Source organism: Streptomyces sp. NPDC043854 (genome assembly GCF_056436005.1).
The window spans coordinates 50,274-69,359 of the sequence record NZ_JBWKDK010000029.1 but is presented as its reverse complement, the minus strand read 5'-3'; the positions used below and the strand labels follow the sequence as shown (position 1 = coordinate 69,359).

The window sequence follows — 19,086 nt, the reverse complement described above, 5'->3', positions numbered from 1 at the left end:
CTCAGCGCGCCGGCCAGGCCTCCGTGTAGGTGTCGATCTCCGCGATGATCCGCTCCTTGCCGGCCTGGTCCAGGAAGGAGGCCTCCACCGCGTTCTTCGCCAGCTGCGCGACCCCGCGCTCGTCGAGGTCGAGGAGCCGGGCGGCGACGGCGTACTCGGTGTTGAGGTCGGTGCCGAACATCGGAGGGTCGTCGCTGTTGATGGTGACCAGCACGCCCGCCCGGACCATCTCCTTGACCGGGTGCCGGTCCAGGTCGGCCACGGCGCGGGTGGCGATGTTCGAGGTCGGGCACACCTCCAGCGCGATGCGGTGCTCGGCGAGGTACGCCAGCAGCTCCGGGTCCTGCACGGCGCTGGTGCCGTGGCCGATCCGCTCGGCACCCAGCTCGCGGATGGCGTCCCAGACGGTCTCCGGTCCGGTGGTCTCGCCGGCGTGCGGCACGCTGTGCAGGCCGGCGGCCCGGGCGGCGTCGAAGTACGGCTTGAACTGCGGGCGCGGGACGCCGATTTCGGGGCCGCCGAGGCCGAAGGAGACCAGGCCCTCCGGACGCAGGTCGACGGCGAGGCGCGCGGTCTCGGCGGCGGACTCCAGGCCGGCCTCGCCGGGGATGTCGAAGCACCAGCGCAGGATGACGCCGAGTTCGGACTCGGCGGCCTTGCGGGCGTCCTCGATGGCCGCCATGAACGCGTGCTCGTCGATGCCGCGGCGGGTCGAGGAGTACGGGGTGATGGTCAGCTCGGCGTAGCGGATGTTCTGCCGCGCCATGTCGCGGGCGACCTCGAAGGTGAGGGTGCGCACGTCGTCGGGGGTGCGCACCAGGTCCACGACGGAGAGGTAGACCTCGATGAAGTGGGCGAAGTCGGTGAAGGTGAAGTAGTCGGCGAGCGCCTCCGGTTCGGTGGGGACCTTGGAGTCGGGGTGCCGGGCGGCGAGCTCGGCCACGATGCGCGGGGAGGCCGAGCCGACGTGGTGGACGTGGAGTTCGGCCTTGGGGAGCCCTGCGATGAAGGGGGTCAGGTCGGGCACGGTGAGGCCTCCGGGGCGACGCGGGTGCGGACGGAACGGCTTCATCGTAGGCAGCCCGGGGGATGTCGGCGGCAGCGCATAGCATGGCCGTACGAGAGGGGGGCCGACGCATGACCGACCAGAGTCCCGACCCGAGGGACCCGTGGGCGCCGCCGGAGCGGCCGGCGGGGGACCACGGCGGGCCGCAGGGCCGACCGGGGGTGCCGGGGCCGCCGTCCGTGCACGACCAGATCACGATCGCCGGGATGCCGGGGGCGGGGGCCGGCGCCCCGCCCGCGCCGATACCCGCCGCGTACCCGGGGGCCGCGCAGGCCCCGGCGCCCGCACAGCCCGCACAGCCCGTACAGCCCGCACCGGCCCCCGTGCCCCCGGCCTACGCCTACCCGGCCCAGCCGGCCCCCGGCGGGTACGCCCACCCCGGTCCGCCGTCCGCCCCGTCCGCGTACGGCTACCCCGGCTACCCGGGCTACGCCTCGTACGTCCCCTACGGCGGGCAGCCGCGCAACGGGTTCGGCACCACCGCGCTCGTCCTCGGCATCATCGCGGTCGTCGGGTGCATCACCAGCTTCCTGGCGATCGCGCTCGGCATCGCAGCGGTCGTCTTCGGCGCGCTCGGGCGCGGCAAGGCCCGCCGGGGCGAGGCCACCAACGGCGGCATGGCCCTGGCGGGCATCATCCTGGGCGGGATAGGCATCCTGCTGGGCGCCGCGATCCTCGCGATCGGGATCGCCGGGCTCCTCGAACGCGACGCCGGGGGCGGCGGTTACGACAGCCCGTACTCCAACTCGCGGATGCGCGAGAAGGTCTGACGGCGCGACACCGGGTCGGTCGGCACCCGGCCCGGCGCGCGCACGGCCGGAGTCACCCGGCCCGGCGCGCGCACGGCCGGAGTCAGCCGGCCCAGGGCCAGTCGGCGTCCCGGCCCGCCTCGATCAGCGGCACCATCCGGAAGGCCGCGTCGGTGAGCCCGCCGAAGGTGTGCCGGTTCGCGGACCCCGAGGGCGCGTGCCCCACCCGGTACCCGGCCAGGTTCCAGGTGTAGACCGGCACCTCCTCCGGGACCAGGGCCGTCGGGTCGCCGCCGTAGCCGTACGTCGCCTGCTCGTCGGTGACGATCAGGACCCGGTCGTGGCCCCGGTAGTGCTGCCGGACGGCCTCTGCGGTGTATGTGCCGCCGAGGTCCTCGAACCGCTCCAGCACCTTCAGCACGCTCTCGCCCCGGCGGTACGGGACCGGCTTGCTGGCCGTCCCGAACTGCACCAGGTCCGCGTGCTCGGCCCGCAGCGCCAGCGCCGTGCCGAACACGGCCGCGGCGTCGGCCCGGTTGAGCTGGGAGCGGTCCGACAGCGGCGACCACATCGACCCGGACCGGTCGACGAGGACGAGGGTGCGCCCCGGCAGCGCGGGCACGGACGCCAGCGAGTGCCCGAGCGCCTGCTCCAGCGGGTACGCCCAGCGCAGCGACGGAGCGTGCTGGTAGGCGGCCAGGTACCGGAACGGGAACTGCCGGGACCGGGCGACGGCCTCCGGGTCGGAGATCCGTGCCGCGACCTGCGCCGCCACCTCGTCCGAGACCCCGGCCCCGTCGAAGTTGCGCAGGTTGCGCAGCAGCGCCATCACGCCCATGGACGGGATGACCGCCTCCCAGGCGGCCGCGTCCATCGGCCCCTGCAGCCAGCCGGCCAGCGCCTCCCAGGTCATGCCCGCCGCCGCGAGCCGCTCGGCGCCGCCGGGGCCCGTCACCACGGCCCGGCGCTCCCCGACCGGCAGCGCCATGAGCTCCCGGTGGGCGACCAGGGTGCGGTTGCCGGACGGCACCTCGGCCGCCTCCGGGTGGTGGCGGCGGTCGAGGGCGTAGCGGAACAGCTCGCCCTGCCAGGGCTTGGCCGGGTCCGGCGCGGCGTGCACGAGGTTCAGCACGTCACCGAAGCGGAAGCCCTTGGACGCGGTGTCGTACTTCAGCAGGGAGGTGCCCGAGTAGAGCCGGCGCACGGCGTCGGCGATGCCGCGCTTGACGGGCTTGGGCACGGCGCGCCCGTACGTCGCCGTCCAGTAGGCCAGGAGCTCGCCGGGCTCGTCGGCCCGCTGCAGGACGGAGTCCACCACCTGCCGGTTGGACGGACCGCCGGTGGCACCCGCGTCGAGCCGCGCCTTGACGTACTCGGCGGCCCCGACCAGCGAGGCGGTGCGCATGTTGCCCTCGCCGCGCAGCCAGCGCAGCAGGCCGGCGGTCCACTGCGGGTCCTCGACGGCCAGGGTGCGGACCAGGCCGGCGAAGCGGTCGTCGCGCTCCCCGGCGCCCTCGTAGGCGGTGCGCTGCGTCACGAAGTTGGCGACGGCGAGCAGGAACAGCTCCGAGCGCCGATCGCGGACGAAGCCGGGGCTGCCGTGGTGGTTGCGGGCGCGCCGGCCGGTCGAGCGCACCGGGGACACCGGCGACGCGGTCGTGGTTCCGGATGCGGCCGCGGACGCGCGGCGGTTGAAGCGGGCCATGAGAATCCCCCCGAATTCCATACACATGGGGGAAGGCGTGGCGTGCGGGATGCCCGAGATCGAAAGGTCGGCGACGGGCTGTATGCCATGCGAGCTTCCGGGCTGCTCCACCGGCCGTGGCCGGGCGGGATTCGAACCCGCGACCTCATGGTCCGAAGTAGCCGTCGCCTGCGCACCGGGCATCCCGCACGCGGCCTCCCGAGATCAAGGTGGCGGCGGCCTGGGTTTTCTTTGCAAAAGAAGGAGCCGCAGCCTGCGCACCGGGAGGTGCGTGAGGTGTGTCCAGAGTTCAAGGCGGCGAAACCACATGCTGCTCTACCGACTGAGCTACACCGGCCCGAAGCCGGTGACGGGACTCGAACCCGCGGCCTGCCCATTAAGAGTGGAAGTATGTCTCGCCTGCGCACCTGGACGATCACACCGTAGGCCGCGGCCCCGCGGGGCCGCCACGCAATTTCTGCGGGCGCTACGCCTCCTGCGCCTCCTGCGGCTCCTGCGCCTCCGCGCGCAGCCGCTCGCGGGCCTCCATCAGGGCGAAGCCGAGCAGGTTCAGCCCGCGCCAGCGCGCCGGGTCCAGCGCCCGCGCGTCATCGGCCGCCAGGCCGATGCCCCAGACGCGGTCCAGCGGGCTCGCCTCCACCAGGACCCGGTCCCCGGTCGTCAGCAGGTACGAGCGCAGCTGCGGCGTGGAGCGGAACTTGTGCACGCTGCCCTCCACCACGAGGGCGAACCGCTCCCGCTCCCACACGGCGTCGTCGAAGCCGCGGACCAGCCGCCCGGCCTTCTTGGCCTCGGCCGGGGTCTTGGCCGCGAGCGCGGCGCGCTCCCCGTCGGCGTCCCCGAACAGCCGCGCCTTCCCGGCCATCATCCAGTGCTCGGCGGTCTCGTAGCGGACTCCGTCCACGGTGAACGGAGACGGCCACCACTGGCTCAGGCAGCTCGGGCCGAGCGTCCCGTCCGGCCGCGGCCGGTGTCCCCAGAACGGCAGGAACTTCACCCGGTCACCTCGGCTGACCTGCTCGATCAACGCGTCGATCTTCTCCATGCACGGGAGTCTGGCAGTCGCCACGGACACTCCGTACGGGATTTGACGTGCGTCTCGACACATGGTCGACCGAATCCGTCGCGTAATCAAAAGGCAACAACGGAATCACTTGGCGGCAGGCCACACCTCTGCCAGGATCGGCACTCAATTCGAGCTGAAGCCACGAGGGCGTGAGAGCGTGATGGGCAGTCGCTTCCCGGTCAAGGAGCGCTTCGCGGACGGCGCGCAGTACATCGACGGCCGCCTGAGGTCCGGTACCTCCGGACGGTCGCACACCGTGGTCGACCCCGCCACCGGTGGCGAGGTGCTCACCTACGAGCCGGCCTCCACCGCCGACGTGGACGAGGCCGTGGCAGCCGCCCGGCGCGCCTTCCCGGCCTGGTCTGCGGCCACTCCCGGCGAGCGCTCGGACGCCCTGCACCGGCTGGCGGCCGTCCTGGCCGCGCAGGCGGAGGACCTCGCGTACGCCGAGTCGCTCCAGTGCGGCAAGCCGATCAAGCTGACCACGGAGTTCGACGTACCGGGCACGATCGACAACACCGCCTTCTTCGCGGGCGCCGCCCGCCACCTCCAGGGGCAGGCGGCCGCCGAGTACTCCGGGGACCACACCTCGTACGTACGCCGCGAGGCCATCGGGGTCGTCGGCTCCATCGCACCCTGGAACTACCCCCTCCAGATGGCCGCCTGGAAGATCCTCCCGGCCGTCGCCGCGGGCAACACCATCGTCCTGAAGCCCGCCGAGCCGACCCCGCTGACCTCCCTGATGTTCGCCCGGGCCGCCACGGAGGCGGGCATCCCCGACGGCGTGGTCAACATCGTCACCGGCGCCGGCCGGGACGCCGGCGAGCACCTGGTCGGCCACCCGGACGTCGCCATGACCTCCTTCACCGGCTCCACCTCCGTCGGCAGGCGCGTCGCCGAGATCGCCACCGCCAGCGTCAAGCGGCTCCACCTCGAGCTCGGCGGCAAGGCCCCCTTCCTCGTCTTCGACGACGCCGACCCGGAGGCCGCCGCCCACGGCGCCGTCGCCGCCTCCCTGATCAACACCGGCCAGGACTGCACGGCCGCCACCCGCGCCTACGTCCAGCGCCCCCTGTACGAGGCCTTCACCGCCCGTGTCGCCGAGCTGATGGAGGGCGTCCGCCTGGGCGACCCCTTCGACCCGGCCACCGACCTCGGGCCGCTCGTCTCCCACGCCCAGCGCGACCGCGTCGCCGGCTTCGTCGAGCGCGCCCGCGCCTACGCCACCGTCGCCACCGGCGGCGCGATCCCGGGCGGCGACCTCGCCGACGGCGCCTACTACCGGCCCACCCTGATCACCGGCGCACCCCAGGACAGCGAGATCGTCCAGTCCGAGGTCTTCGGGCCGGTCCTCGTCGTCCTGCCCTTCGACACCGACGACGAGGGCATCGCGCTGGCCAACGACACCCCGTACGGACTCGCCGCATCCGCCTGGAGCCGCGACGTCTACCGGGCGGGCCGCGCCACCCGCGAGCTCCGGGCGGGCTGCGTCTGGGTCAACGACCACATCCCGATCATCAGTGAGATGCCCCATGGGGGATACCGGGCGAGCGGCTTCGGAAAGGACATGAGCTCGTACTCCTTCGAGGAGTACACACAGGTCAAGCACGTGATGTACGACAACACCGCGGTTGCCGCGAAGGACTGGCACCGCACGATCTTCGGGGACCGATAGCAGCAGCCGGCCGTCCGACCAGCGGCCACCCATCCCGAAAGGGCACAGCCCATGGAGCAGTTCGAGCCCGAACGCCTCTCCGCGGCCCAGGTCGCCGCGATGCGTCGCAGCCTCACCGGCGGACGCGGCGCCCTCACCCGCCGCTCCCTGCTGCGCGCCTCCGGCGCCGGCGCCCTCGCCCTCGGCGGCCTGGCCTCCCTGAGCGCCTGCGGCATCCCGCCGGCCCGGCGCGACCCCGCGACGGCGGCCTCCGACGACCACTCGGACACGGAGAAGATGATCAACTTCTCCAACTGGACCGAGTACATGGACATCAGCGACGACGAGAAGACCCACCCGACGCTGGAGGAGTTCACCAAGCGGACCGGCATCGAGGTCAACTACACCGAGGACATCAACGACAACGTCGAGTTCTTCGGCAAGATCCGCCCGCAGCTGGCGGCCGGCCAGGACACCGGCCGCGACCTGATCGTCGTCACCGACTGGCTGGCGGCCCGCATCATCCGCCTGGGCTGGGCGCAGCAGCTCGACCCCTCCCACCTGCCGCACGCCTTCGCCAACCTGATCCCGCAGTACCGCAGCCCCGACTGGGACCCGGGCCGCGCCCACAGCTACCCGTGGACCGGCATCAACACCGTCATCGCGTACAACACCAAGGCGACCGGCGGGAAGAAGGTCGACTCCGTCACCCAGATGCTCGACGACCCCACCCTCAAGGGCCGGGTCGGCTTCCTCACCGAGATGCGCGACACCATCGGCATGACCCTCCTCGACCAGGGCAAGGACCCCGCGGCCTTCACCACCGCGGACTACGACGCGGCCGTCGCCCGGCTCCAGAAGGGCGTGGACACCCGGCAGATCCGCCGCTTCACCGGCAACGACTACACCTCCGACCTGGACAAGGGCGACCTCGCGGCCTGCCTGGCCTGGGCCGGCGACGTCATCCAGCTCCAGGCCGGCAACCCGGACATCCGGTACGCCATCCCCGCCGCCGGCTACATCACCTCCAGCGACAACCTCCTCGTACCGGCCCGCGCCCGGCACAAGGCCAACGCGGAGAAGCTCATCGACTTCTACTACGAGCCCCCGATCGCCGCCCGGCTCGCGGCCTTCATCAGCTACGTGTGCCCGGTCGCAGGCGTCAAGGACGACCTTGCGAAAATCGATCCTGCGCTCGCGGACAACCCCTTGATCATTCCCGACGAGGAGATGACCGCCAGGGCCCATGCCTTCCGCATGCTCACCAGCGAGGAAGAGACCGAGTACGAGGAAAGGTTCGCCAAGCTCATCGGAGCCTGACGAGCACCCGTACCGGCACCGCCCCCCCGCACTCTTCCGAAGAACACCACCACCGAAGGCCGCGACCCATGACTGACAAGACCGCGGGCGGCGACGTCCGCCTCGCCGGGATCAGCAAGAACTACGGCACGTTCACCGCCGTGCACCCGCTGGACCTCACCGTCCCCCAGGGCTCCTTCTTCGCCCTGCTCGGCGCCTCCGGCTGCGGAAAGACCACGACCCTGCGCATGATCGCCGGCCTGGAGGAGCCCTCCACCGGCACGGTCCACCTGGGCGAGCGCGACGTCACCCGGCTGCCGCCGTACAAGCGCCCCGTGAACACGGTCTTCCAGAGCTACGCGCTCTTCCCGCACCTGAGCATCTACGAGAACGTGGCCTTCGGCCTGCGCCGCCGCGGCATCAAGTCCGTCAAGAAGCAGGTCGAGGAGATGCTCGACCTGGTCGAGCTCGGCCAGTTCGCCCAGCGCAAGCCGCACCAGCTCTCCGGCGGCCAGCAGCAGCGCGTCGCCGTCGCCCGCGCCCTGATCAACCACCCCCGGGTGCTCCTGCTCGACGAGCCCCTCGGCGCCCTCGACCTCAAGCTGCGCCGCCAGATGCAGCTGGAGCTCAAGCGGATCCAGACCGAGGTCGGCATCACCTTCGTGCACGTCACGCACGACCAGGAAGAGGCCATGACCATGGCCGACACCGTCGCCGTGATGAACGGCGGCCGGGTGGAGCAGCTCGGCGCGCCCGCCGAGCTCTACGAGAACCCGCGCACCACCTTCGTCGCGAACTTCCTCGGCACCTCCAACCTCATCGAGGCCGAGGTCGTCGAGGCGGGCGGCCCCGACGTGGTCGTCGGCTCCGCCGGGACCAAGCTCAGGCTGCCCGCCGCCCGCTGCGCGACCACCCCCAGGACCGGTGGAAAGCTGCTGGTCGGCGTGCGCCCCGAGAAGATTTCCCTGGTCCCCGCGGACGAGGAGCACACCGTCGCGGCCGGCCGCAACAAGGTCGCCGGCCGGATCGCCGACTCCTCCTTCATCGGCGTCTCCACCCAGTTCGTGATCGACAGCCCGGTCTGCCCCGAGCTGGAGGTGTACGTACAGAACATCGAGCGCGACCCCCGCCTGACCCCGGGCACCGAGGTCGTCCTGCACTGGAACCCGGAGCACACGTTCGGCCTGGACGCCGCACAGGACATCGAGGCGGGCATCGAGACGGTCGAGGAGAGCGCATGACCGCCACCGCGGCCCCACCCGGGGCCCCCGCCCCCGCCGAGCCCCCGCTCCACAAGCCCTCCCTGCGCAAGCGGCTGGTCCCGTACTGGCTGCTGCTGCCCGGCATCCTGTGGCTGCTCGTCTTCTTCGTGCTGCCGATGATCTACCAGGCCTCGACCTCGGTGCAGACCGGCTCCCTCGAAGAGGGCTTCGAGGTCACCTGGCACTTCGGGACCTACTGGGAGGCCTTCACCGAGTACCTCCCGCAGTTCCTGCGCTCCCTGCTGTACGCCGGCGCCGCGACCGTGCTGTGCCTGCTGCTCGGGTACCCGCTGGCCTACCTGATCGCCTTCCGGGCGGGCCGCTGGCGCAACCTGCTGCTGGTGCTGGTCATCGCCCCGTTCTTCACCAGCTTCCTGATCCGCACGCTGGCCTGGAAGACGATCCTGTCCGACGGCGGCCCGGTCGTGTCCTTCCTCAACGCGACCGGCTTCCTGGACGTCACCGGCTGGCTCGGCCTCACCGAGGGCGACCGGGTGCTGGCCACGCCGCTCGCGGTGGTCTGCGGCCTCACGTACAACTTCCTCCCCTTCATGGTCCTTCCGCTCTACACCTCCCTGGAGCGCATCGACCCGCGCCTCCACGAGGCGGCCGGGGACCTGTACGCCCGCCCCGCCACGATCTTCCGCAAGGTCACCTTCCCGCTGTCCATGCCGGGCGTGGTCTCCGGGACCCTGCTCACCTTCATCCCGGCGAGCGGCGACTACGTCAACGCCGAGCTCCTCGGCTCCACGGACACCCGCATGATCGGCAACGTCATCCAGTCGCAGTACCTGCGCGTCCTCGACTACCCGACGGCGGCCGCGCTCTCCTTCATCCTCATGGCCGTCGTGCTGGTCGTGGTCACCCTCTACATCCGCCGTGCGGGAACGGAGGACCTGGTCTGATGCAGTGGTTCCGCCGCAACCTCGTCGTCATCGCCGGCCTCGGCACGCTCGCCTACATGGTGCTGCCGAACGCCGTCGTGACGCTGTTCTCCTTCAACAACCCCGCCGGGCGGTTCAACTACGCCTGGCAGGAGTTCTCCCTCGACGCCTGGAAGGACCCCTGCGGGGTCGCCGACCTGTGCGGCTCCCTGTCCCTGTCGCTCCAGATCGCCCTGTGGTCCACCCTCGCCGCCACCCTGCTGGGCACCGCCATCGCGTTCGCCCTGGTCAGGTACCGGTTCCGGGCGCGCGGTGCGGTCAACTCGCTGATCTTCATGCCGATGGCCATGCCCGAGATCGTGATGGCCGCCTCGCTGCTCGCGCTGTTCCTCAACATGGGCGTGCAGCTGGGCTTCCGGACGATCCTGATCGCCCACGTCATGTTCTGCCTCAGCTTCGTCGTCGCCGCCGTCAAGGCGCGGGTGCTGTCGATGGACCCGCGGCTGGAGGAGGCCGCCCGCGACCTCTACGCGGGCCCGGTGCAGACCTTCGTACGGGTCACCCTGCCGATCGCGGCGCCCGGCATCGCGGCGGGCGCGCTGCTGGCCTTCGCGCTCTCCTTCGACGACTTCATCATCACCAATTTCAACTCGGGCAACACCGTCACCTTCCCCATGTTCGTGTGGGGATCGGCCCAGCGCGGTACGCCCGTGCAGATCAACGTCATCGGCACGGCGATGTTCGTCATCGCGGTGCTGGTGGTCCTCGCCGCCCAGACGGTCGGCAACCGCCGCAAGAACGCACAGCCCAAGTAACCCTGTAGGGAGTTGGAAGACATGGCCCCGGTCGCCATGCGAAGCGTTGCGAAATCCCTTTCCGAAGCACTGCCGGTCTCGTACTGGCTGGACGACCCCGGCAAGCCCGCCGCACAGCCGGCCCTGACCTCCGACGAGGCCTGCGACCTGCTGGTCATCGGCGGCGGGTACAGCGGCCTATGGACCGCGCTGATCGCCAAGGAGCGCGACCCCGCCCGGGACGTCGTCCTGATCGAGTCGAAGGAGGCGGGCTGGGCCGCCTCCGGCCGCAACGGCGGCTTCTGCGCCGCCTCCCTCACGCACGGCCTGGCCAACGGCCTGGCCCGGTGGCCGGGCGAACTCGCCCGGCTGGAGGAGCTGGGCGCCCGCAACCTCGACGGGATCGAGGCGGCGGTCGCCCGCTACGGCATCGACTGCGACTTCGAGCGCACCGGCGAGATCGACGTGGCCACCGAGCCCCACCAGGTCGAGGAGCTGCGCGCACTCCACGAGGAGGCGCAGAGGCTGGGCCTGGCGGGCGGCTCGCGCTGGCTCGACCGCGACGAGCTGCGCGCCGAGGTCGACTCGCCGACGTTCCTCGCCGGCCTGTGGGACACCGACGGCGTGGCCATGCTCAACCCCGCCAAGCTCGCCTGGGGCCTGAAGCGGGCGTGCCTCGGCCTCGGCGTGCGCATCTACGAGAACACCCGGGGCCTGTCGCTGGCCCCCTCGGGCGCGGGGATGGCCGTACGCACGCCGTACGGGCGGATCTTCGCCCGGCGGGTGGCGCTCGGCACCAACATCTTCCCCTCCCTGGTCAGGCGGATCCGCCCGTTCACCGTCCCGGTCTACGACTATGCGCTGATGACCGAGCCGCTGACCGCCGGCCAGCTGAAGGCCATCGGCTGGCAGCGCCGCCAGGGCATGGGCGACAGCGCCAACCAGTTCCACTACTTCCGCATCACCCCGGAGAACCGGATCCTGTGGGGCGGCTACGACGCCGTCTACCCCTACAAGGGCCGGCTCGACTCCGAGTACGACCACCGCCCCGAGACGTACCTGAAGCTCGCCCAGCACTTCTTCACCGCGTTCCCGCAGCTGGAGGGCATCAACTTCAGCCACGCCTGGGGCGGGGCCATCGACACCTGCTCCCGCTTCTCCGCATTCTTCGGCACCGCACACTCCGGCCGGGCCGCCTACGCCGCCGGCTTCACCGGGCTCGGCGTCGGCGCCACCCGCTTCGGCGCGGAGGTGATGCTGGACCTGCTGGACGGCGCGCGCACCGAGCGGACCCGGCTCCAGATGGTCAGGTCCAAGCCGATGCCGTTCCCGCCCGAGCCCTTCGCCTGGACCGGCATCACGCTCACCAAGTGGTCCCTGGCCCGGGCCGACGCCCGTGGCGGCCGCCGCAACCTGTGGCTGAGGACGCTCGACAAATTCGGCCTCGGGTTCGATTCCTGATCCGGCTGACGGCCGGGCGGCCGGCGCATCCCCGTCGTCTCTGCGTGAGCCGGTTCACCATCTCGGGGGAACCGAACCCGCGTCATCGATGCGACCGGCCCCGCTCTCTCCTGGTGAGAACCCCTCACCTACAGGGAACGGAGGCCGGGCGATGCAGGGCTCGGAGATCAAGACCGTGGTGAACTGGCTCGTGTTGGCGGCCCCCGATCCGGACGCCTGCCGGTGGGACTGGGAGCGCAGCCCCCGCGGCACCGCCCTGCTGCCCGCCGGCCGGCGGTGGGACGTGCTGATCCTGCCCGGGGCGCTGGGGCGGGCGACCCTCACCGTCCTGCGCCGCCTGCGCGACCGGCCCGGCCCGGTGCTCGCCGGCCCGGGCGGCACCCGGCTGGGCTTCTTCGTGCCCCCGGGCACGGCCTCGCACTGGGTCGGCACCGGCGTACGGGGTGCGGGGCGCGGGACCTGGATCGTGGTTCCGTACCCGGGCCGGGCGGCGCAGGGGGTCCGCTGGCTGGTGGTTCCGGACGGCCGGGGGACGCTGACCGACCCGGCGGTGCTGGAACTCGCGATGCACGAGGCCGCGGCGGAACTGACGGCGGGGGAAGCGGACCGCAGCCCGTGAGCGCCCCCGTGCCCGGCAGGCCCACGGTGCCTCAGGGCCCGTGCGGCCTGCCGGGGCGGATCCGTGCTCCGCGGCCGACCGCGTGGGCGACCCCGAGCAGGAGCGGGACGCAGAGCAGCAGGCTGGCCAGGACGTCCAGGGGCCAGTGCCAGCCGCGCAGGATCAGGCCGGCGGCCGTCGCGCCCGTCAGGACGAGGGCGGCGGCCACCGGCCACGGGCCCCGGGTGTACGGGCGCAGCAGCAGGGCCGCCCCGAGGTAGGCGACGGCCGCGGTGGCCGTGTGGCCGGAGGGGAAGTAGCCGGCGGCCCACGGCTCCAGCGGGCCCGGGCGGGCGGTCCACAGCTTCAGCGGGACCACGAGGGCCGGGACCAGGGCCATGGCCAGGCCGGCCGCCAGCGCGCCGAGCCGGTTGCCGCGCCGGACCGCGTACGCCAGCGCCAGCGCCAGCACCGGGACGGCGACCGGAAGGTTGCCGAGGTCGGAGAGGCGCTCGGTGACGGCGTCGGGGAGGCCGCGGACCAGGGCGCGGCTGAGGGCCTCGTCCGGCGCCAGCAGCGGGCCCGAGACCAGGACCTGCCAGGTCGCGAGGGCGAGGGCCGGCAGGCACAGGAGGAGAAGGAGAAGAGTGGCCGGCCGTCCCGGAACAGGGGGGATGGTTCCGGGAGGGCCGGCCGGATCGGGCCGCCGTGCGCCCCGGGGGGTTTGGGGCGGACGGCCGTCCGATCGGTGAGGAGTGCGCGCGAACGCAGGCCCAGTACGGCGCTGGGGATGCCCGGTACCGGGATCGCCCCCGGTTGCCCGGGAGCGGGGTGTCTCACTCATCTGCAGAAACCGTACGGCAGCGGAAAGGGGACCGACAGCAGGAACGCGGTCCTGCCATCGGCCCCCCACATCTTCTTCACAGCGCCCGCCCGTTACCGGCGGTAGCGACCGGGACGCGTGTTCGGACGGTCGCTCAGATGCCCGCGAAAGCGGCCTCGATGATGTCCAGGCCCTCGTTCAGCAGGTCCTCGCCGATGACGATCGGCGGCAGGAAGCGGAGCACGTTGCCGTAGGTGCCGCAGGTGAGGACGATCAGGCCCTCGGCGTGGCAGGCCTTGGCCAGCGCGGCGGCGGCCTCCGGGTTCGGGGTCTTGGACTCCGGGTCCTTGACCAGCTCGATGGCGATCATGGCGCCGCGGCCGCGGATGTCGCCGATGATCTCGTGCTTCTCCTGCAGCGCGGTCAGGCGCGACTTCATGACGGACTCGATCCTCTTCGCCTTGGCGTTGAGGTCGAGCTCCTTCATGGTCTCGATGGAGCCCAGCGCACCGGCGCAGGCCACCGGGTTGCCGCCGTAGGTACCGCCCAGGCCGCCCGGGTGCGCGGCGTCCATGATCTCGGCGCGGCCGGTCACGGCGGCCAGCGGCAGACCGCCGGCGATGCCCTTGGCGGTGGTGATCAGGTCCGGGACGATGCCCTCGTCCTCGCAGGCGAACCACTGGCCGGTGCGGCAGAAGCCGGACTGGATCTCGTCCGCGACGAAGACGATGCCGTTGTCGTTGGCGAACTCCACGATCGCCGGCAGGAAGCCCTTGGCCGGCTCGATGAAGCCGCCCTCGCCGAGCACCGGCTCGATGATGATCGCGGCCACGTTCTCGGCGCCGATCTGCTTGGTGATCTGGTCGATCGCCTGGGCGGCGGCCTCCGGGCCGCAGTTCTCGGCACCGGTGGGCCAGCGGTAGCCGTAGGCGACCGGGACGCGGTAGACCTCGGGGGCGAACGGGCCGAAGCCGTGCTTGTACGGCATGTTCTTCGCCGTCAGCGCCATGGTGAGGTTGGTGCGGCCGTGGTAGCCGTGGTCGAAGACGACGACGGCCTGGCGCTTGGTGTACGCGCGGGCGATCTTGACGGCGTTCTCGACGGCCTCGGCGCCGGAGTTGAACAGGGCCGACTTCTTGGCGTGGTCACCCGGGGTCAGCTCGGCCAGCGCCTCGCAGACCTCCACGTAGCCCTCGTACGGGGTGACCATGAAGCAGGTGTGGGTGAAGTCGGCGAGCTGCGCGGTCGCGCGGCGCACGACGGCCTCGGCGGAGCCGCCGACCGAGGTCACGGCGATGCCGGAGCCGAAGTCGATCAGGCGGTTGCCGTCGACGTCCTCGAGGATGCCGCCGTCCAGGCGCGCCGTGAAGACAGGCAGGACGGAGCCCACGCCGCCGGCCACCGCGTCGAGACGGCGGGCCTGCAGCTCCTGCGACTTGGGGCCGGGGATCGCGGTGACGAGCTTGCGCTCCTGCGGGACAGCGGTCATGGAGGGCTCCTGGGGGTGTTTTCGGACGCACTTGTGTCTTTGTCCGCAGGCTAGGCCCGGGGGAGGGGGTACGGCATGCTCCGATCGGGAGTGATCTGTGCGTGTCCTTGTCCGCGGCGGCCATAGCAAGGACCCGGCGCGCGCCGTGCGGACCGCGGCGACACCGGCCGGTACCGGCCCGGATCCGCCGTCGGGCAACTACATTGAGCGACGCAGCGCAGGCACGGGCAGGGGGGCAGGGGTTCATGGACACCGACGGCACGCCGCACGGCACCGGCGAGAGGCGGCCGCCGCACAGCGGGCACGTCCCGCCGCCCACGGCAAGCGCCCCGCCGGCCGCCGGACAGGTCCCGCGGCCCGCCGGCCCGCCGCCGAGCCCGGCTGGCCCGCCGCCGAGCCCCGCGGCGCGGCCGGCCCCGGCAGCTCCGCCGGCAGCGCCCGCGGCCGCCGCGCCGCCCGCGGCCGCCGCGCCGCCCGCGGCCGCCGGGCTGCCGCCCAAGCCCGTCCACGCCCCCGGCGCCGGGCCCTCCCTCGCCGACTGGCTGCGCATCCCCCGCGTCCCCGACGGGCCGGGCGTGTGGTCGTACGGGCACGTCCCGCGCCCCGCCGAGGAGCCGGAGCGCACCCCGACCCGCCAGCTCGTCAGCGGGGCCCTGATCGCCCTGCTCGCCGGGCTGCTGCTGTGGTCCCTGCTCTGGAACGGCTACCTGGGCGGCTTCTGGCTCTGGCCGCTCTACATGTTCACGCCCGACTCCTGGGCCGGGACGATGCCCTCCGTCGTCGCCGCGTACACCTGGTACACCATCGTCGGCCTCACCCTCGCCATCGGCTTCGGCCGCCTCGGCCGCTGGCCCGAGCTGGCCCGCCGCGCCGTCGGCAGCCGCGCCGTCAAGGCCGTGCAGGCCGTGCACACCGCTCCCGACCGGCCCGAGCCGGGCGGCCCCGACGACCCCGCCGGCTGGCCGCAGCTGCGGCAGGCCGGGTTCCCCGACCTCGCCGACCGGCTCGGCGACGAGGCCGCCTCCGGCCGGATGAACGACGTGGACTACACCCGGATCCGGCGCGCCTGGGACTCCGTGAGCGCCGAGCCCTCGCGGGCGGTGGCCTTCGCCGGAGCCGTGCGGGACAAGGGCGCCGCCGCCTGCCTGCACCCCTCTGGCGCCCGCGACCTGCCCGTGCGGGCCGCCCGGCACGACCTGCTGGCCCGGCAGGTGCTGCTCGGCACCGTCGATCCCGGCGAGCGCAACCCGTACGCCCGCCGCGGCACCCGCCTCGCCCTGGACCCCTCCGTGCTCGGCACCTCGCTGCTCGCCGTCGGCCCCTCCGGCGCGGGCAAGACCGACCGGCTCGTGCGGCCCGTCGTCGAATCGCTCGCCCTCCAGGCGCTCGCCGGGCAGGCCGCCGTCATCGCGGTCGCCTCGGCCGGCACCCGGCTCGGCCCCGACGACGGCTTCGACGTCGTGGTCCGCGTCGGCGACCCCGACTCCGTTTACGACCTCGACCTCTACGGCGGCACCACCGACCCCGACGAGGCCGCCACCCTGCTCGCCGAGGCCTTCGTCGGCGACGTCCCCGGCCTGGAGGTGCGCCGCGCCGCGACCGCCCTGGCCCAGCTCCTCGGCCCGTTCCGGACCGCGTACGGCCGCTTCCCCGCCGTGCCGGAACTGCGCGAGCTCCTCGACCGGGTGCCCGGCGCCCTCGACGGGCTGCGCGCCGACCTCGACGCCGCCGGACAGCACGTCATGCTCCGCGAGCTCGACGCCCGCGAACGGCAGCACGGCACCCACGGCGACCCCGGACCGGCCCTCGCCGACCGGGTGGCCCTGCTGGACCGGCCCGCCTTCGCCGGCTTCTTCGACACCACCGGACAGGGGCGCCCCTTCTCCCTGCGCACCCTGGAACACCCGCTGCGGGTCCGCATCGACCTGCCCGAGCGCGGGCACGCCGACGCCTCCCGGATCCTGGCCCGGCTGCTCCTCGCGCAGTTCAACGCCTCCGCCGCCGCCCGCACCGACCGGTCCCTGTTCGCCTTCCTCGCCTTCGACGACGCCTCGCACACCCTGACCCCGCAGACCGTGCGCGGCCTCCAGCGGCTGCGCTCGGCCAACGCGGGCGTACTGCTCGCGCTGCGCACCCTGGACGACGTGCCCGAGGCGCTGCGCACCCCGCTGCTCGGCGCGGTCGGCTGCCGGATGGCCTTCTCCGGCGTCACCACCTGGGACGGCAAGCGCTTCGCGGAGGCCTGGGGCACCGAGTGGGTCGAGGCCCGCGACGTCACCCACCGGACCGTCTTCGCCGACCAGCCCCTGACCCGGGCCGTGCACGCCTTCCGCAAGCTCGTCACCGGCAAGGCCGTCACCACCGACGCGGTGACCGTACGGCAGGTGGAGCGCGAGCGCTGGTCCGCCTCCGACCTCGCGCACGCCGTACCGCCGGGGCACGCGGTGCTGTCGCTGACCTCGGTGCGCGGCGAGCGGGCGGCTCCGCTGCTGGTCCGGCTCGCCGGAGCCGGCTGAGCGGACCCGTACGGGGTGGCAGAATCGAGGAGAGCCGTTCATACGACACGGCGAAATCCCCCGGCTGTGTCCGCGCCGTCCCCGCTCCCGTTAAGGCCCCTGGTACCCCGATGCCGCTCACCCTCGCCTCACTCGTCCAGCACTCGGCGCTCAAGCTCAGCGTCCGGGCGGGGGAGGGCCGCCTGGACACCCCGGTCCGCTGGGCGCACGTCAGCGAGCTCGCCGACCCCGTCCCCTATATGGAGGGCGGGGAACTCCTCCTGATCACCGCGATGAAGCTGGACGCCGAGGACCCGCAGGAGATGCGCCGCTACGTACGCCGCCTCGCCGCGGCCGGCGTCGTCGGCATCGGGTTCGCCGTCGGCGTGAACTACGAGCAGATCCCGCAGGCCCTGGTCGACGCCGCCCGTGCCGAGGACCTCCCGCTGCTCGAGGTGCCGCGCCGGACCCCCTTCCTCGCCATCAGCAAGGCCGTGTCCGCAGCCCTCGCCGCCGACCAGTACCGGGCCGTCACCGCCGGCTTCGAGGCGCAGCGCGAGCTGACCCGGGCCGCCCTCTCCGCCGAAGGGCCCGCCGAACTGCTGGCCCGGCTCGCCGCACACGTGCACGGCTGGGCCGCCCTCTACGACACCTCCGGCGCCGTGGTCGCCGCCGCCCCGGAATGGGCCGCGCGCCGCGCCGCCCGGCTCGTTCCGGACGTGGAGCGGCTGCGCGAGCGCCCGGCCCCGGCCAGCGCCGTCGTCGGCAGTGCCGAGGACCGCGTCGAGCTCCAGTCGCTGGGCACCGGCCGGCGGGCCCGCGGGGCCCTGGCCGTGGGCACCGGGGCACCGCTCGGCACCGCCGAGCGGTACGCCGTCCACTCCGCGGTCGCGCTGCTCACCCTCACCACCGAGCGGTCGCGGTCGCTGCACGACGCCGAGTTCCGGCTGGGGGCCGCGGTGCTGCGGATGCTGCTGGCCGGGGAGGCCGAGCACGCGCGGACCGTGGCCGGGGACCTGTACGGGGGGCTGCTGGACACCCCGTTCCGCCTGATCGTGGCCGAGCCGGCGCTGCCGGGCACCGCACCGCCCCAGGGGCTCGCGCTGCTGGCCGACACCCTGGAGTCGGCGGCCGCCCGCACCGGGGAGGCGCTGCTGGTGGTGCCCGAGCCGGGACGGCTGCTGGTGCTGGCCGCCGACGGCGGCGCGGCGGTCCAGGCCTGCGCCGACCACGCAGAGGCCCTCGAATCGCGGCGCGGCCGCGAGGCCGCCGGCCCCGAACCGGACGAGCTGGTGGTCGGGATGTCCGGGCCCGCCGACCCCTCGGGCGTGGCGGCGGCGTACAAGCAGGCCGACCAGGCGCTGGCCGTGGCCCGGCGGCGCGGCCGCCCCATGGTGGAGCACGAGGACCTCGCGGCCGGCTCGGTGCTCCCGCTGCTCGCGGACGAGGCCGTACGGGCCTTCGCGGACGGCACGCTGCGGGCACTGCGCGAGCACGACGAGAAGGGCCGCGGCGACCTGGTGGCCTCGCTCCAGGCGTGGCTCTCGCGGCACGGCCAGTGGGACGCGGCGGCGGCCGACCTCGGCGTGCACCGGCACACCCTGCGCTACCGGATGCGGCGGGTGGAGGAGATCCTCGGCCGCTCCCTGGACGACCCGGACGTCCGCATGGAGCTGTGGCTCGCCCTGAAGGCCGCCTCGACCCCGACCTGACCGGCCTGCCCCGCCCCCGACGGTCCCGG

The 19,086-nt window shown here is 73.3% G+C and carries 15 protein-coding genes; 10 read left to right on the top strand and 5 right to left on the bottom strand.

Annotated features, from left to right (window positions below):
* Position 1: 1 nt before the first annotated feature.
* A complete protein-coding gene (locus AC068A_RS24665; RefSeq protein ID WP_478588246.1) occupies positions 2–1,027 on the bottom strand; it encodes an adenosine deaminase in 1,026 nt (341 codons plus the stop codon).
* A 110-nt stretch (positions 1,028–1,137) separates the two neighbouring features.
* Between AC068A_RS24665 and AC068A_RS24660 the strand changes: the two genes are divergently transcribed.
* Entirely contained in the window at positions 1,138–1,836 is a 699-nt protein-coding gene (locus tag AC068A_RS24660) for a DUF4190 domain-containing protein (protein ID WP_478588244.1), read from the top strand.
* An 82-nt stretch (positions 1,837–1,918) separates the two neighbouring features.
* Here the strand turns inward: AC068A_RS24660 and AC068A_RS24655 are convergent, their stop codons facing one another.
* Positions 1,919–3,520, bottom strand: a complete 1,602-nt coding sequence (locus AC068A_RS24655) for a TROVE domain-containing protein (protein WP_478588242.1) — start codon at positions 3,518–3,520, stop codon at positions 1,919–1,921.
* Positions 3,521–3,986: 466 nt separating this feature from the next.
* A complete protein-coding gene (locus AC068A_RS24650; RefSeq protein WP_478588240.1) occupies positions 3,987–4,565 on the bottom strand; it encodes an NADAR family protein in 579 nt (192 codons plus the stop codon).
* A 181-nt stretch (positions 4,566–4,746) separates the two neighbouring features.
* Here AC068A_RS24650 and AC068A_RS24645 point away from each other — a divergent pair, with 181 nt between their 5' ends.
* The 7 genes from AC068A_RS24645 to AC068A_RS24615 all read left to right on the top strand — a co-directional run bounded on the left by AC068A_RS24645 (position 4,747) and on the right by AC068A_RS24615 (position 12,559).
* A complete protein-coding gene (locus AC068A_RS24645) occupies positions 4,747–6,261 on the top strand; it encodes a gamma-aminobutyraldehyde dehydrogenase (RefSeq protein WP_478588238.1) in 1,515 nt (504 codons plus the stop codon).
* 51 nt (positions 6,262–6,312) lie between these two features.
* The gene (locus AC068A_RS24640; RefSeq protein ID WP_478588236.1) at positions 6,313–7,560 is read left to right on the top strand and encodes a polyamine ABC transporter substrate-binding protein; all 1,248 of its coding nucleotides are present in this window, start codon (positions 6,313–6,315) and stop codon (positions 7,558–7,560) included.
* A gap of 68 nt (positions 7,561–7,628) precedes the next feature.
* Positions 7,629–8,780 (top strand): ABC transporter ATP-binding protein, encoded by a 1,152-nt coding sequence (locus tag AC068A_RS24635; RefSeq protein ID WP_478588235.1) that lies wholly within the window; start codon positions 7,629–7,631, stop codon positions 8,778–8,780.
* On the top strand, positions 8,777–9,706 hold the full coding sequence (locus AC068A_RS24630; RefSeq protein ID WP_478588233.1) for an ABC transporter permease: 930 nt from the start codon (positions 8,777–8,779) through the stop codon (positions 9,704–9,706). The genes AC068A_RS24635 and AC068A_RS24630 overlap by 4 nt, the downstream gene beginning before the upstream one ends.
* Positions 9,706–10,500, top strand: coding sequence for an ABC transporter permease (locus AC068A_RS24625; RefSeq protein WP_478588232.1), 795 nt, complete (start codon positions 9,706–9,708; stop codon positions 10,498–10,500). The genes AC068A_RS24630 and AC068A_RS24625 overlap by 1 nt, the downstream gene beginning before the upstream one ends.
* 21 nt (positions 10,501–10,521) lie before the next feature.
* Positions 10,522–11,940 (top strand): NAD(P)/FAD-dependent oxidoreductase, encoded by a 1,419-nt coding sequence (locus AC068A_RS24620; RefSeq protein ID WP_478588230.1) that lies wholly within the window; start codon positions 10,522–10,524, stop codon positions 11,938–11,940.
* Between the two features lie 151 nt (positions 11,941–12,091).
* Positions 12,092–12,559: a bifunctional DNA primase/polymerase gene (locus tag AC068A_RS24615; protein ID WP_478588228.1), complete on the top strand. Its 468-nt coding sequence runs from the start codon at positions 12,092–12,094 to the stop codon at positions 12,557–12,559.
* Between the two features lie 31 nt (positions 12,560–12,590).
* On the opposite strand, the gene AC068A_RS24610 is transcribed toward AC068A_RS24615, so the two are convergent.
* Together AC068A_RS24610 and gabT are read right to left on the bottom strand one after the other, a co-directional pair.
* Complete coding sequence (locus AC068A_RS24610; protein WP_478588227.1) at positions 12,591–13,382, bottom strand: phosphatase PAP2 family protein; 792 nt, start codon at positions 13,380–13,382, stop codon at positions 12,591–12,593.
* A gap of 133 nt (positions 13,383–13,515) precedes the next feature.
* Complete coding sequence (gabT, locus tag AC068A_RS24605; protein WP_478588226.1) at positions 13,516–14,850, bottom strand: 4-aminobutyrate--2-oxoglutarate transaminase; 1,335 nt, start codon at positions 14,848–14,850, stop codon at positions 13,516–13,518.
* A 245-nt stretch (positions 14,851–15,095) separates the two neighbouring features.
* Here gabT and AC068A_RS24600 point away from each other — a divergent pair, with 245 nt between their 5' ends.
* Together AC068A_RS24600 and AC068A_RS24595 are read left to right on the top strand one after the other, a co-directional pair.
* Complete coding sequence (locus tag AC068A_RS24600) at positions 15,096–17,366, top strand: ATP-binding protein (RefSeq protein ID WP_478588224.1); 2,271 nt, start codon at positions 15,096–15,098, stop codon at positions 17,364–17,366.
* A gap of 110 nt (positions 17,367–17,476) precedes the next feature.
* Positions 17,477–19,057, top strand: coding sequence for a PucR family transcriptional regulator (locus tag AC068A_RS24595; RefSeq protein WP_478588222.1), 1,581 nt, complete (start codon positions 17,477–17,479; stop codon positions 19,055–19,057).
* Positions 19,058–19,086 lie beyond the last annotated feature (29 nt).